Source organism: Clostridium sp. C2-6-12 (assembly GCF_009928485.1).
GTDB lineage: Bacteria > Bacillota > Clostridia > Clostridiales > Clostridiaceae > Clostridium.
The window spans coordinates 1-15,884 of the sequence record NZ_JAABNP010000014.1; the positions used below are offsets into that span (position 1 = coordinate 1).

At 28.4% G+C, this 15,884-nt stretch carries 14 protein-coding genes; 10 read left to right on the forward strand and 4 right to left on the reverse strand.

What is annotated here, in order from left to right; translation table 11 throughout:
- The first annotated feature begins 151 nt into the window (after window positions 1-151).
- The 3 genes from GXK56_RS12970 (at window position 152) to GXK56_RS12980 (ending at window position 2,651) form a co-directional block, all read left to right on the forward strand.
- Window positions 152-1,114: an aromatic acid exporter family protein gene (locus tag GXK56_RS12970; RefSeq protein ID WP_160687986.1), complete on the forward strand. Its 963-nt coding sequence runs from the start codon at window positions 152-154 to the stop codon at window positions 1,112-1,114.
- 103 nt (window positions 1,115-1,217) lie between these two features.
- Entirely contained in the window at window positions 1,218-1,610 is a 393-nt protein-coding gene (locus tag GXK56_RS12975) for a hypothetical protein (protein WP_160687988.1), read from the forward strand.
- 237 nt (window positions 1,611-1,847) lie between these two features.
- Complete coding sequence (locus GXK56_RS12980) at window positions 1,848-2,651, forward strand: N-acyl homoserine lactonase family protein (protein ID WP_160687990.1); 804 nt, start codon at window positions 1,848-1,850, stop codon at window positions 2,649-2,651.
- A gap of 155 nt (window positions 2,652-2,806) precedes the next feature.
- Here the strand turns inward: GXK56_RS12980 and GXK56_RS12985 are convergent, their stop codons facing one another.
- From GXK56_RS12985 to GXK56_RS12995, 3 genes are all read right to left on the reverse strand, one after another.
- Window positions 2,807-3,034 (reverse strand): hypothetical protein, encoded by a 228-nt coding sequence (locus GXK56_RS12985; protein ID WP_160687992.1) that lies wholly within the window; start codon window positions 3,032-3,034, stop codon window positions 2,807-2,809.
- Between the two features lie 65 nt (window positions 3,035-3,099).
- Window positions 3,100-3,741 (reverse strand): HD domain-containing protein, encoded by a 642-nt coding sequence (locus GXK56_RS12990; protein WP_160687994.1) that lies wholly within the window; start codon window positions 3,739-3,741, stop codon window positions 3,100-3,102.
- A 208-nt stretch (window positions 3,742-3,949) separates the two neighbouring features.
- Window positions 3,950-4,741: a helix-turn-helix domain-containing protein gene (locus tag GXK56_RS12995; protein WP_160687996.1), complete on the reverse strand. Its 792-nt coding sequence runs from the start codon at window positions 4,739-4,741 to the stop codon at window positions 3,950-3,952.
- Window positions 4,742-5,064: 323 nt separating this feature from the next.
- On the opposite strand from GXK56_RS12995, the gene GXK56_RS13000 reads away from it, so the two are divergent.
- The 7 genes from GXK56_RS13000 (at window position 5,065) to GXK56_RS13030 (ending at window position 14,407) form a co-directional block, all read left to right on the forward strand.
- The gene (locus GXK56_RS13000) at window positions 5,065-5,526 is read left to right on the forward strand and encodes a sigma-70 family RNA polymerase sigma factor (protein WP_279283106.1); all 462 of its coding nucleotides are present in this window, start codon (window positions 5,065-5,067) and stop codon (window positions 5,524-5,526) included.
- A complete protein-coding gene (locus GXK56_RS13005; RefSeq protein WP_160687998.1) occupies window positions 5,519-6,526 on the forward strand; it encodes an anti sigma factor C-terminal domain-containing protein in 1,008 nt (335 codons plus the stop codon). Before GXK56_RS13000 ends, GXK56_RS13005 begins: the two co-directional genes overlap by 8 nt.
- Window positions 6,527-6,686: 160 nt before the next feature.
- Window positions 6,687-7,934 (forward strand): MFS transporter, encoded by a 1,248-nt coding sequence (locus tag GXK56_RS13010; RefSeq protein ID WP_160688000.1) that lies wholly within the window; start codon window positions 6,687-6,689, stop codon window positions 7,932-7,934.
- Between the two features lie 735 nt (window positions 7,935-8,669).
- Entirely contained in the window at window positions 8,670-9,743 is a 1,074-nt protein-coding gene (gene rsgA, locus GXK56_RS13015) for a ribosome small subunit-dependent GTPase A (protein ID WP_160688002.1), read from the forward strand.
- Between the two features lies 1 nt (window position 9,744).
- A complete protein-coding gene (locus GXK56_RS13020; protein ID WP_160688004.1) occupies window positions 9,745-10,638 on the forward strand; it encodes a GNAT family N-acetyltransferase in 894 nt (297 codons plus the stop codon).
- A 459-nt stretch (window positions 10,639-11,097) separates the two neighbouring features.
- The gene (locus GXK56_RS13025; protein ID WP_160688006.1) at window positions 11,098-12,483 is read left to right on the forward strand and encodes a L,D-transpeptidase family protein; all 1,386 of its coding nucleotides are present in this window, start codon (window positions 11,098-11,100) and stop codon (window positions 12,481-12,483) included.
- A gap of 277 nt (window positions 12,484-12,760) precedes the next feature.
- Window positions 12,761-14,407 carry an FAD-dependent oxidoreductase gene (locus GXK56_RS13030; protein ID WP_160688208.1) on the forward strand — a complete coding sequence of 549 codons (1,647 nt, stop codon included), beginning with the start codon at window positions 12,761-12,763 and terminating at the stop codon, window positions 14,405-14,407.
- 211 nt (window positions 14,408-14,618) lie between these two features.
- On the opposite strand, the gene GXK56_RS13035 is transcribed toward GXK56_RS13030, so the two are convergent.
- Window positions 14,619-15,830: an endo-1,4-beta-xylanase gene (locus GXK56_RS13035; protein WP_160688008.1), complete on the reverse strand. Its 1,212-nt coding sequence runs from the start codon at window positions 15,828-15,830 to the stop codon at window positions 14,619-14,621.
- Between the last annotated feature and the right edge of the window lie 54 nt (window positions 15,831-15,884).

The following is a 15,884-nucleotide window of genomic DNA, read 5'->3' on the forward strand; positions in this document are numbered from 1 at the left end:
TTTATAGTAGTCTTGTTCATTACGTTTCTCTCCTTCTTAAGGGGGTATTATTAAGCCTCGCAAACCTATTGTATTTCCTAAGGTTGAGAAGCGCAATGTTCATATAACTTAACAGATCGTAAAATAGTTAAGGGGGAGAAAAATTAAACTTATGATAAAGTATTTACAAACAAAAACATTTAAAATGGTTTGCTCTGCTACAATAGCAATTATCATATCAAATTATTTTGGATTACAATTTGGAGTAACCTCTGGGATAATTTCAATACTTAGTATTCAAGATACAAAAAAGGAAGCATTACTAATTGGTGGAAAGAGAATGATTTCATCTACCATAGCTATACTTTTATCTTATGTGCTTTATGTATTTCTTGGAAATAATCCAATTGTATTTGGTCTATTTTTGCTTATATTTATTCCAATAACCAAGGCTTTAAATATAAGTGAAGGAATGGTGGTTGGAGCTGTATTATCAACTCATCTATTAATTAGTTCTCATATTGATACTTCTTGGATTATTAATGAAGAAAAGCTAAATGCTATTGGAATTGGAGTTGCATTGATTTTTAATTTATATACTCCTTCTCTAGAAAATGAATTTGAAAAAAATAAAGCAAGAATTGAAGATTATTTTAGAGCTATGATTTCAGACATGGCAGTAAGCCTAATGACTCAATCTGTACCTATGTATGAGCAAAGTGTACTTTTAAGTGCAGAAAGATTAATTAAGGAAACCAAAGCTTTAGCTCAAAAAATAAACAATAATAATTTATTTAAAAGTAATGATTATTATATAAGCTATATTGATATGAGAATAATACAGCTGGAAACTATAAAAAGAATGAAAAGGCATTTTTCAAGATTTTATATGGCCTATGAGCAGACTAGAATATTATCAGAATTTACTAATGAAGTGGCTTTAAATATTCATGAAGATAATGATTGTGTTGAACTTATTGATAAGCTTAATCGTCTAAGAAAGGAATACGAAAATATGGAATTGCCAAAGAACAGAACAGAATTTGAAAATAGGGCTTTGCTATTTCAGTTTTTAAATGACTTAGAAGATTTTTTGAATGTTAAAAGGGAATTTAAGGAATTGTTTAAAAATTAGATGGAAAATATTTTAGATATATAAGCTAAAGAATGTTGATTTACATTTATTGAATAATCTTCATAAATTACATATAATTAATATATGTAAGGCGGTGATATTTATGGACACTAGTTGGATGGGGCAGTATACTAAAAAAGTATCAGAAAGTATAGACAATGATTCGAAAACTAAATTTAATCATGAAGAAGTTGAAAAAAGTTGTGAGGATATTATACGAGAATTAAATAAAAATTTTGAAAAAAATAAATTACATTATAAAGCGTTGTATCACAAAGAAAAAAATATACTTGAGTTTCCAGATAATAAGAAATTATATTTTGATTATTTAAATGGAGATTCTGTTATAAAATTTAAAGCAATGAATGATGAAAAATGCTATAGTGAATTTGAAATAACAATTAATTCAAAAAATAATAAATATACATATATGAATACGAATTATAATTCATTATATGAGGTCATTAATAAATTGCTTGAAGATGCATTAAAATAATTGGTAAAGAGATCCCTATATTAATAAATAGCGGATCTTTTACTATGTTATGAATAATATTTAAATAATTCTGTACAAAACTTCTAGTTATCAGAAATAGGGTAAAATAATAGTTTTGTTTTTATACCTAATGCACAATATATACGTTAGTAAAGTACATATGATTATAGAATTTAAAATGATATAATTTCAAATAAATAATTTATAATTTAATTTTAGATTTTATGGGGTGTGAAAATGAAAGTATATATACTTAATACAGGATATTTAGAAACGGATAAAAATAATGTTGTAGGTAGTGCAACTCTAGGAACCTATAGTAAGCCTTATGTGAAAAATAAGTGGATAAAATTGCCAGTTATGTCGATTTTAATAGATCATCCAAGTGGTAAAATCTTATATGACTTAGGCAGCAATCCAAATGCTATGAAAGGGTATTGGCCTAAAAATCTTCAGGAAATATATCCATTATATCAAACAGAGGAAGAAAGAATAGAAAATCAATTGGCTTTTTGTGGAACTAAACCAGAAGAAATTAAGAAGGTAATAATTTCACACATGCACTTAGACCATGCAGGAAATCTTGAGCTGTTTAAGCATGCAGATATATATGTTTCAAAAGCTGACTTTATGCATGCACAAACTCAGGTAAGAATTAATCCAGATCCTTTGACACATGGCGGGTATATAAAAGCAGATTTAGATGTTTCAGTAAAGCAGTATCATTTGATTGATGAAGATTTTGAATTTGAAGAAGGAATAGAAATCATAAATCTTCCAGGACATACTCCTGGCTTGCTTGGATTGGTAATTCATTTAGAAAAGGAAGGAACTTTAATTTTTCCACAAGATTGCGTATATACTTCAGAAATTTATGGACCTCCAGTTAAAGTTTCAGGGTTACTTTATGATAGCCTTTCATTTTTTAAGTCAGTTAATAAAGTAAAAGCACTAGAAAAGAAATATAACGGGAAAGTATTTTTTGCACATGACTATGAATTTTTTCAGACTATAAAGGTCGCACCTGAATTTTATGAATAGTCCATGATTTTTTAATGAAAATATTGTATGATTATTCAAATTTCAAGAACATAAGTAAAGAGATTTTTCTTTATTTATGTTCTTGAAATTTGAATATGTATATTTAGAATAATTATGACTTAAGAATAAACGAACGAAAAATATTTTTCTTAAACTTATTTGCTGAATAATGAACCAGGCTTTTTATGCCACTTTTTATTGGTATAGTCTTTAATATAGAAACGTGTAATCTCGCCACAGTTTAGGCATATATCACAATACATTTGAACAGACCCTATAAATAAACCTTTTTTATAAGATGGTCCAATATTCCCTGTTTCTGCACTTTGTCCAATTGAAACTCCCTCTTCAATATTAGTATTACCACAATGAGGACAATCCATTTCGTTAACTCCACCTTTCAATAAATGCTAATTTCTATATAATAAACAATACTTTATATTTAGTTTTATAAATTAAAAGTATTCTCAACAACACCTGGTAATATACTATATACAGATTTGCCTATTTTTTCTTCAAAATAATTTTGTAGTTCCATGAAAGCTTTCCATTTAGGAACACTATATTCGTTTACACCATGTCGCAGAGCAACATCAATCAGTCTTTTTTCTATTAGTGAAAAACCATTGTGCAAGGCTAATGCGTCACACAATTGTATTAATTTATCATAATCATTATATTCAACCTTATTAAAATAATTTTCAACAAACTCATATTCTTCGTCAGTACAGTTCTTATTTACAATATCGTCAATATCATAAATACTTTTACTCGGACAAGAATGGGTCATGCATATCTTTGCTAATAAATCATAACCTAATTTTTTAGCATAATTATAGCCACCTAAAATATGTACCATTGTTGTTATTCCGTATTTAAGGCTGTCTCTTCTCCCAAAATCATGAAGTAATCCTAGTATATATGCTACCTCAGAATCCATATCTTCACAATTTTCTGCTATTAGTTTTGCTGCGTCAGCAACAAAAAGTGAATGTTGCACCCATGGACCTGGAAACAGAATTTCAGCTTCCTTTAGTAATTGCCTTGCATCTTCTAATGTTGGAACTTTATGTTTATAACATTCATTCATATATGTGCATCTCCGTTTTCATAGAATAATTAAAATATATTACTAGTATGTATAAATTGTAACATAAATTGTAAAAGGGAAAGATTAAAATTTTAAAGGATTTTATTTTTGTTAATTATTACAATAAATATAATTAAGCGGCTATTGTAGTATATTAATAAATCGCTAATTCATCAAAAAAAGCGATTTATAAACTATTTATTATGTTTTATATTTCAAAGAACCTTAGAATGCTTCCATCAATAGTTGTTACTTGACATGATTTACCTCCCCATGGTTCGGAGATAACTTCAGTTATTTGATTCCAACCACTATTCTTTACAAAGCAATATAGCTGCTCAATGCCTTGAACGAGCATGAAACCTACTACTATTGGTAAGCATTCACCTTTAAACATATGAATTCCTGTGAAAGGAGCTATATGCAAGGCTTCAATTTCAATTGGAATATTATTTAAACATCCATAGGTTCCTTGTCCATTTTCATCCCTTGACTCAATTTGCCCATACCATCCTAAAACTTCCGTAAACCATTTTAATGTTTTATCCATATCTAAGGTGTAATAAACTGCTCCTGTTTCTTTTACAACATAACCTCTTTTACTAAAATCATTCATAATTTCTTTTCCTCCTGACAAATTAGATTTTACAGATATACGAGAAAATATATTCAAGCTTAGCTTGTTTTTTCTTGCAGTTGATGGAGTGACACCATGAAATCTTGAAAATGCTCTTGTGAAGCTTTCATTTGTTTCATATCCATATTTAAGTGCAATTTCTAAAATATTAGTGTTGTTATCCCAAAGTTCATAGCCTGCTAAAGTTAATCTGCGATTCCTAATATATTCGCCTACAGTACAATTACATAGTATTGCAAACATACGCTGAAAGTTATAACTAGATACATATAGTTTTGAAGATATTATTTCACTATTTAGTTCCTGTTCTATATTTTCTTCAATATAGTCAATTGAAGCTTGAATACATTCTATCCAGTCCATGCTTTAACCTCCTTCTGAATATAATCTTATCAAATCTAAACTCATTATTCTTGACATTTTCTGTATAGTTTTGTTCACTTATACAATAATAAATTAATTACAACATTTTTAATTTTTTAGGTCAAATGTAATTTAGAAGATAGAAGAAGTTATTAGTTGGCAAAAAACAAATATATGCATATAAGGTTTGGGAAATTTATTAACAAAAGTTTCAAATTGCTTGTTCACCTTTTATCCTCTTCAATAGTTATATAAATGTGGTACCATTAATTAGTAAAGAAATCAAGGAGGGATGAAACATAAAAGATGATATATACAGACTGATAAAAAAGGATTTGTCCCTAATATATAAGTATCTAATTTCAATAGGAGCTGCTAAAGAGGATGCAGAAGATATAGTTCAGGAGACCTTTATTAAAGCTTATGAAAATATTGATATTTTAATAGATGGAAATATAAAGGCTTGGATGTTTAAGGTTTCTATTAATAAATTTTATACCTTATATAAAAAGAGTAAGGTAAATATAAGCTTAACAGATGAATTGTCAGTTGCTATTGAAGGTGATTTTAACATTGGACATATAGATAATGCTATAGAAATGAACAGAGTTTTAGATTTATTGAAAGAAAGTGAAAAAAATCTATTGGTTTTAAAATATAGCATGGGATTATCATATAAAAATATAGGCAATCTTCTTAATATTGAAGAAGGTTCAGCTAAAACTTTATGTTATAGGGCAAGGAATAAATTTAAAGAAATATGGGAAGGTGAAAATTGTGAGTAAAGATATTGAAGATATATTTTCAGATAAAATGGAAGCTGAAATAACAGAGGAAATAAAAAAGAAAAGAAATAGATTAAATTTGAAGCTTATAATAATATCAGTTATTTCAACGATTGTTATAATTGTTACTGGAATATTTGGATTAAACTATGCGAGTGAAAAATATATTAACGATTCATATCGTAAGGATTATGAGATAAAATTATTGGAATATGAAATTAAACACCCAAATGAATTTATAGGAAAAGAAAACTGCAGAGAAACAGGATATTTTAAATTTGAAACTACTTATGAGTACGGAAAAAGACTTGGAAGTAAGATTATATATGCAGGATCAGATAGTTATTTAGGTGGAATTTCTAAAAATGGAGTATCGATAAAAGGATGGCCATTGCTACAATATTCGATTAATGATACTTTAGATAAAAGATATAGTGATGTATATGGTTTAAGAAAATTATATTTTTTATATCCATATGTTGCATATGGAAATTATATACACCAATTTCCAAGCGATGAAAATAAAATTCTAATAAATGATGAAGAAACAAAAGTAAACGACTTTAGTCTATTAGATGAAATTGATAATAATAAGATCGTTGAAATGGCGTTATCTTTTGATAAGGAATACATATATGAAGATATAAATAATATAATAGATAATAAATTAATAACTTTTTATTGGGTCGATAATAATTCAGAAGAAGAAAAGAAAAGAGTTACTGAGGAAAAAGTTCCTACATATGATGTGGTTGGAATTAAAGCTTCTGTTATGCCAGGACAATTTGAACATGGAACTAGAGTGTTTAGAGAGGATTTTAAAGAAGCAGTTAAAAAATTAAAGGAAATAGGACATGATCAAGATGTACAAAATATTGATGAAAATAATTTTAAAATTAGTGGAATTGTTGTTGTAGGAAGTCCTAAAGAAATTAAGGCACTTCAAAATAATCCTATGATAAAACATGCAATAATAGGAAATGTAGTTGATAAATATTAAAAAAGTGGTGATTGTCACCTTTAAAATTATATTACCGTTTAAATACAAATAAGGCTTTTTTTACTTAAGAAGTTGTTGTATAATAACATAATATATTTATAAAGCTCATTTATAAAGTGGGCTTTATTTTTTATTAAGACAATTTAGAGGGGGGCTAAAATTGAATATCTTTAAAACTTATAAAGGATTGCCTAAATGCATATATGCATTATTTTGTGTGCAGATAATTAACAGATTAGGTGATTTTGTAATTCCTTTTTTATCATTATTATTGACTCAAAAACTAAATTTTACTTACTCTATGACTGGATTAATTGTAATGACAGTATCTTTAGTTGCAGTTCCAGCATCTTTATTAGGTGGAAGATTTGCAGATGTTATAAGCAGAAGAAAGACATATTTATTTGGACAGGGAATAGCTGCTTTAGCGATTTTGACTTGTGGAATTATTAACAATTCTATAGCAATTATTATATTGATAATAATATCAGCATTTTTTAATGGTTTTGTTAGACCAACCATATCAGCAATCACAGCAGATGTGTTGTCCCCAAATAAACGCCAGATTGGTTCGTCATTAACTTATTTAGGTATAAATATAGGAGTAGCCTTAGGACCTATAATAGCAGGATTTTTATTTAATAATTATCTTTCATTGCTATTTATTTTAGACGCTATATCTTCATTTATAGCAATAGGAATTTTTTATATTTATGTAGAAGAGACAAAGCCTAAAACAGGAGAAATGGAAGAGAAAAATTCAAAAGAAAAAGAAGCATCAGGTAATTTGCTTGAAGTATTACTAAAAAGGCCAAGTCTTACTTTCTTTTTATTAATAAATATGTGTTTTAGTTTTGCTTATAGTCAAACTATATTTTCACTTCCAATGATGATGAATAAAGTTTTTAAAGAAAATGGAGCAACTTATTATGGATATTTGATGAGTACAAATGCAATAACTGTAATATTTTTGACTGTTTTAGTTATTTCAATTACTAAAAGATTTAAAACTCTTGTGAATTTAATAATTGCAGGAATATTCTATATGATAGGCTTTGGAATGATAGGGATAATTGGGAAGTCTTTTTATTTATTTATATTTTCAACTATATTATGGTCAATCGGGGAAGTTATTGCAGCTACAAATAATGGTGTATATTTAGCTAATAACAGTCCTAAAAATTTTAGAGCTAGAATTGGTGGCGTAAATAATTTAATGCATGCCTTATCTAATGCAGTAGGAACTTCTGTCGTTGGAAGATACATAGACTCTTATGGGATAAATAAGGTTTGGTCATTAGTGTTTATTGTAGTTTTTATGGGTATAATTCTTATGGCAATATTACATATGTATAATTTAAATAGTGATAAAAAGCATGTTCTAAATGTTCAAAATATACACCTATAAAAAGAGCAGCTATGCTGCGATTCGGAACTTTTCACCCATAAAAAGAGCAGCTATGCACTTCTAAAAGGAGCAGCTATGCTGCAATACGGAACTTTCCTGCGATTCGGAACTTTTCACCTATAAAAAGAGCAGCTATGCACATATGAAAAGAGTGACTATGCCACAATACGGAACTTCTCTGCAATTCGAAATTTATCTCCAATAAGGAGATTGTATACTACATGAGATAATGAAAATATTAGAAGTGTTAAAAGTTACAATTGACACAAATTTATGGAAGTAGTACAATTGTTTTATAAAAGAATTTATTGTAAAATTTCAATATGTTCTATGAAAGGAGAAATGTGATATGGAATTAAGTGTAATGGTGATTGCATCTTAAAACTAAATATGGGCGAAAATGTGATTTAAGTGGGTTTTATATACCCTTTGTTTCTTGTGCATTTTTGCAATTATAAGTAACCTTTCATAATATACTGACTATAAAAGGATTTTAATTGAGTTCAAATGGTATAGAAGATTCATTTGAATAGCTTTTTATTACCCGCAGATAGCAGCCAATTTTAGGGTTTCTATCTGCGGGATTTTTATACCCATTTTTAGAGAATATTAAGTGAAAGAAGTTGTTGCGTTTCTTTGTGCAGCAGCTTCTTTTACAGTAAATAAAGGAGAGATGCAATATGAAAAAAATCAAACTGGAAACTAAAATATATTTAATTAATTTGGAGGAAATCAATGAACGACAATGTTATGGAAAAATACGGATATGATAATTATTTTGAAAAACAAGTTGAGATGCTTAAGGTATCTTCGGAGGATTTAATACCTGGAAGAGTAATTGAGGTTCAAAAGGAACAATATAAAATTGTAACAGAACATGGAGAAAGGAATGCAAAGCTAAAGGGTTCATTATTTTATAATGATAAAATTCATAATGTATATCCTACAGTAGGGGATTTTGTACTCGTTAAATATAATCCTTCAGGAGATGATATTATTTATCATGTACTGGAGAGGAAAAGTAAATTTTCAAGACTTGATTCTTTTAATAACGTAGAGCAAATTGTAGCCGCTAATTTTGATTATGTCTTTATAATGCTTTCATTAAATAATGATTTCAATATAAAGAGAACGGAACGTTATTTAACAGCTGCATGGCAAAGTGGAGCAATGCCTGTCATTATAATGACTAAACGTGATTTATGCAATGATTATACTGCTCAAAAAGAAAAAGTGGACGAAATAGCTCCTTTTGTTCCTGCAATAGCAATAAGTTCAGTAACTGGAGAGGGATTAGAGGAAGTTTGGAATTATGCTCAGCCTCATAAAACCATAGTGTTTTTAGATTCTTCTGGTATAGGAAAGTCGTCACTTGTTAATGCTATTTCTGGTGAGCAGGTAATGAAGGTAAATACAATACGTGAAGATGATAGCAAAGGAAGACATACAACTACACACAGGCAGTTAATTACTCTTAAAAATCACGGCATGATTATTGATACTCCTGGTATGCGTGAATTGGGAATGTGGGATGTATCAGAGGGGTTAGACAAAGCTTTTGATGAAATTGAAGAATTAGCTAAAAAGTGTAGATTTAATGATTGTTCCCATGAAAATGAGCCTGGCTGTGCAGTAAAAGCTGCTTTGGAGAGTGGAGAACTTTCAAGGGATAGATGGAACAATTATATTAAATTAAAGAAAGAAGCTAGATTTGCAGAGCAAAAGGAAAATATAAATCTTAGATTAAAGGAAAAAAATAAATCGAAAAGTATATCTAAGTTTCAAAAAGAAATGAAGAGGGGAAGATAAGATGTTACAAAAATCAATTAATCATGAAATATGTTTAAAGGAATATATAGATGAAAAAGATTATAGTGAAATAAAGTCTCTTTATGAATTGTGTACTTCACAAGACAATGTAAATTTAAAGCTTGGGTTAAATTATAAATTAGATACACCAAAGAAACCCGATGGAGCTATTAAAAATATAAATGAGTTTTTTTATTATGTTGATGGTATTTTAATTGGATATATAGGTATATCATGTTTTGGAAGGAATATTGGTGAACTTAATGGAATGATTCATCCGAAGTGGAGAAGAAAAAGGATTTTTAATAAACTTTTTGAACTTGCAGCAGAAGAGTGTGTTAAGAGAAAGTTTTATAAAATATTATTATTGTCAGATGGAAAATCTAATTCAGGAGGTGATTTTATTAAAGCGGTAGGTGGAAAGTACGATTTTTCAGAATATAGAATGAGACGTGAGAGTAAAATTAGTCCTGAACGGATTGAAGTAATAAGCTTAAGGAAGGCTGGAAAATCAGATGGAAAAGAAATAGCAAGACAAAATTCAATATATTTTAATGACGAAAAAGAGGAAGATAGTTTTAAGGAAGACGAGAGTATGACTGAATCATCATATATAATTGAATTTGAAGGAGATACTATTGGTAAAATTAACATTGAATTTAGTGAAGACTATGCTTTTATATGTGGTTTTGGAATTTTACCTGACTTTAGAGGAAAAGGTTATGGAAAGGCAGCTTTAAAAGAGGCACTGCATTTAATAAATGAAAAAAATATTTATACAGTTGAATTAGATGTAGAGTGTAAAAATAATACAGCTCTAAATTTATATAAAGATTGTGAATTTGAAGAACAATCTATAATGAATTATTATAAATATAACCCTCAAAATAATTAGATATTTAGTTATTAAATATACTTTTGTAAATATGATAATCTTTTTTAAAAATAGAATATGAATAACTTAGTTATTATAATATTTATATAGATAAATCAAAAACATTAAAGTTAAGATTTATACTGACTTAAATGGAATTTCATATATTAATACTCCACGAAAATAATATTTTGAGCTAAAAATATATAGGCATAGAGATAATAGTTATTAAATTAGCTATTATCTCTATTTTCTTTTACATAGAAAATTAACAAAAATTCGAAATTTGTAAATTAGTTAAGAGTTCAGAATTATATGTAAAGGTTATTACCTATGAAGTGTCAATTTCGATATATTTTTTTATTGATTTATTGTTTAAATTTTCTATATAAACGAAACTTTTGTAAATAAGAGGCGAGTGAAAGAATAAATATTTAATTCCATATTTTGGTATAATAATAAGGGGGTGAGAGAGGTAGCATGAAAAATCAAAAAAATAAACACATTAAATTTTTTAAAGGTATTATAATTTCTTTTTTTACTTTGCTAATACTATATTTTGGAATGACCGTGTATTTTAGAAATCACTTTTTCTTTGGATCAACAGTTAGCTGCGTTAATGTGTCAGGAAAAACTTTGGAAGAAGTAGAGGAACAAATGCCAAGAGAAGTCGAACAATATATATTACAGTTGGAGGAGAAGGGAAATGTTATAGAAGAAATAAGAGGAGATAATATAGATTTAGAATATAATTCAAATGGAAAGGTTAGACAATTAAAAGATAAGCAAAATCCATTTGCATGGGTTAAAGGAATATTTGATAAAAAAGATTTTGAAGTTGAAAATGTAGTAACATATGATGAAAAAATTTTAAAGGAAGTTTTAGAAGAGCTTAATTGTTTTAATGATAGTAATATAGTAGAACCACAAAATCCAAGATTTGAATATACCAATAGTGGTTATGTTATTAAAGAAGAAATCAGTGGAAACAAAGTTAATAAGGATATTTTATATAATAAAGTTGTTAATGCAATTTTAAAAGGTGAAAAATTAATTAACTTAGAAGCTGAGGAATGCTACGAAAAGCCTGATTATACTTCAAAATCACAGGAAGTTTTAGATATTAATGAAGAACTTAATAAATATATAGGGACAAAGGTAAATTATGAGTTTGGAGATAAAAATGAAGTAATAGATGGATCAATAATAAAGGATTGGATTAAAGTAGATGATGATTTACAAGTTACATTTGATGAAGAAAAAATCAAAGCATATTTAGATAAACTTTCTATTATCTATGATACTGTTGGGAAACCAAGAGATTTTAATACTTCATTAAAAACAGTAAAAAGGATAAGTGGTGGAGATTATGGCTGGTCAATTAATAAAAAAGAAGAAGTAAAACAATTAATTAATATAATAAAAAATGGACAAACAACAACAAAAGAACCAGTATATATTCAAAAAGCAGCTTCCCATAAAGATAATGACCTTGGTAATACTTATGTGGAAATTAATATGGGAATGCAGCATTTATGGTTTTACAAAAATGGAAATCTTGTTACTGAGGGAGATGTTGTCACAGGAAATGTAAATAACAATTGTTCAACTCCAGCAGGCATATATAAATTAAAATATAAGCAAAAGGATGCAACTTTAAAAGGTGATAATTATGCTACTCAAGTAAGTTTCTGGATGCCATTTAATGGAGGAATAGGCATCCATGATGCAAATTGGAGATATGCCTTTGGTGGTAATATATATATGACAAATGGATCACATGGCTGCGTAAATGCACCTTATAATTTAGCGAATACTATATTTAACAATATAGAGGAAAATACCCCGATTGTATGTTATTACTAAATCAAAGATGAAAGGAGTATCAAATATGATTAGATTTTAATCATGAGTGATACTCCCTTCCCTTTTTGAATAAAAGAATATATTTTATTTTAAGAGAGTTTATATCTAATAACTGTAATTTAAAGAATGATTAAGCATATTATATTAGTAAATTGAATAAGCTGGTTGAGTCATAAAATAAAACCTGTAAACAATAAAAAGGAGTTGCAGTTATTTGGCTAGGCAAACAAATAATTATATACAGCCAATTAATCCAACTGATGAGGAAAGATATAAAATGATTCAGATTACTTTGCAAGAAGTAAATAGATTAGAAGATTTTTATAACATAATAGAACTTTTAAGTCCACCTAAAGATATTACAACTATTAGAGCTCCAGGCAGCTGCAAGGGAATTAGTGTTGGAATAATAGGAGGTGGTCTTGCTGGACTAGCTTCAGCCTTTGAACTTAGAAAGCTTGGATTTGATATTACAATTTTTGAAACTCAAGAAAATCGTGTAGGTGGAAGGGTTTATACTCATTACTTTGATAAAGAAAAAAGGTATTATGGTGAATTTGGGGCAATGAGAATACCAGCTTCTCACGAGACTACCTGGCATTATATAAATACATTTGGCTTAAAAACAAGACCTTTTATTCAAAACAATGAAAATGCATTTATTTATGTAAGAAATAAACGAGCAAGAAATGATTCAAAAGGCAGAAGTGTTATGGAAAATATTTATCCAGAGTTTAATTTAACACCAATAGAAAGAATTACGCCTTGGCAAAAACTAATTGGAGATGCACTTGCAAATAATTTATTAAAAATAGAGCCGGAAATAAGGAAGGAATTAATACAAATAAAAAATGATTATTCGCCAATAATTAAATATATAGGCAGTCATTCAATAAGACAAGTTCTTGAGGAATCGGGATTAAGTCAAGAAGCTATTGAACTAATCTCAGGTGTTGCTCCATTCTTAGGAGAATTTTATTATAACAGCTATTCAGAAAATTTAATTGAAGAATACACTTTGGATTATGCCTATAGATATGAAATTGATGGTGGAATGGTTAATTTTCCTCTTTCATTTTATTATTCTTTATTATCAGAAAAACCTAAAGAGTATTCTAACGTTAAAGAAAAAGATTTGGGAAAGGTAGTTTTTGGAAATGGAAAAACTGTAACGGGGATATTTAGAGAAGAGAAGGATAATAAAGTTGTACTTAAATATAAAGATACAAAAGCTTCAGAAATACAAGCTCAGGCTTTTGACTTTATCATTTGTGCAATTCCATTTTCTAGCCTTAGAAATTTAGATGTATATCCCATGTTTAGTAATAGAAAGATGCAGGCTATAAAGGAAGTATTTTATACATCCTCACAAAAAACCATATTTATGTGCAAGGAGCGATTTTGGGAAAAAGGCAATAAAGATGAAAGAATATTTGGAGGAGGTTCTAGCACTGATTTGCCGATTTCGACTATATGGTATCCTAGTCATAATTTTACCTTTGGAAATGATGATATAAAAGACGAAAATGTACCTGTATCAATCCCCAATAGTCCAGGTGTATTACTTGCAGCCTATAATTTAAATTTAGATGCAATACGTGTGGGAAACTTACAAGATAATGTTAGGTTTGAAAAAATAAAAAGACAAATTGAAGCTGTGCATGGTCTTAGAGAAGGATATTTAGATTCAATAGTTGAGGAAGCTATAACTTTAGATTGGAATAGAGAAAGTGGCTTTTATGGTGGATTTTGTTATTTCAAACCAGAGCAGCAGGTACTTTTTTCATATGGAATGGAACAACCTGAGTATAATAATAAAGTTTTTTTTGCAGGAGAGCATATATCTTTAACTCATGGATGGATAGAAGGTGCGTTGAGTACTGGCATGAAGGCAGCTAATAGTATTGCAGAATATAGCAAATAATACATTGGACTAAATTAAAGAAAACTCTAACAAAATTAATCATCTAAATGTAACAAAATTAACATAAAAGTATGATGATTAATATGTTAGAGTTAAATAAGTGTAATATTAATTAAATAAATATGAAAAATGAATTTTGCAACAGGTGTAGTGTTAAATAACCCAGAATAGTTATGAATATCATAACTTAATTTAAGTCACTTTAATTAAATTACTTACCAACAGTATATCCAGCATCAGTATATGCTTTTAAAACTGAATAATAAGCTTGTTTTGGTGTTGAATAATTAGAATATAATAATGGCTTTTCGCTAGAACGCCATGAATGATCATCGCTTAATCCCCAAAATACAAGAGCAGTAATATTAGCGCCTGATTTTTTGGCAGATAAAATAGCAGTCATTAAGTCATAATAATATTTTGCTTGTTCTGATTCAGATGTACATCCTACATCAAGTTCAGTAATTTGAATTTCAAAGCCTGCTTTTGCAAATGCATCTAATGCAGCTTTGTAATAAGCAACTGAAGGGAATTTAGTAGTTAAATGAGATTGCATACCAATTCCTGCACAGATTTTCTTGCCTGAATTAACATTATTAATTAAACTAATAATGTCATTTACTTCCATGTATTCATTGTAATCATTGTAGAATAATTTTACTTTATTTGTTAAGCCATAATAACTTAATGTATCATAAGCATATTGGAAAGCTTGTTTCACAAAACCAGCTTTTGGACCAAGATTTTTTCCGTAAATTTTTTGCCATCCAGAAAGTTCACGAGCACTTTCTGCATGTAAATATTCATTTACAACATCCCATGCATAAATTACACTTCCATATTTGCTTGAAAAAACATGTCCCATAACAGATTTGATGTAGAATTCCATTCTCTTATTCATAACATCTTGACTCACATAGTTTCCAGCTTGGTTATAACCAGTTTTAAAGTACCAATCTGGAGTTTGAGAATGCCAAAGAAGTGTATGACCACGCATTGACAAACCATTATCATAACAAAATTTTAGCATATTATCTACAGTTCCAAAATTAAGTCTTGGAACTGTATTTTCTGGATAATTATCAGGAATATAGTAACCAAGTGCTTTTGCTTCTGATATAGAAATGACATTTGAAGAATGGCCTAAAATAGCATCAGGTTTCATTTCATTTTCTGGGGTTACACTATTATATTCCTTCTTTGTAGCATTTATTGCATTTCTATCTGAAATTTGACCACCGTTTAATGTAGTTCCTACCTTTCCAAACACTTTCCCGTAAGTATTTAATAAATTTGCATTAGTTGCCTCCGCCTTAGCAGTTGGTGTAGTTGTTGCTGCATTTGCCTGAATTCCTGAAGTAAGAAGTGTAGACATCATAAGAGTTGCAGACAAAATAACACTTAGATATTTTTTTGTTTTCATATTTTTTCCTCCTCGTAATATACTAATTAGTTATAGATCCAGGGATCTACATTA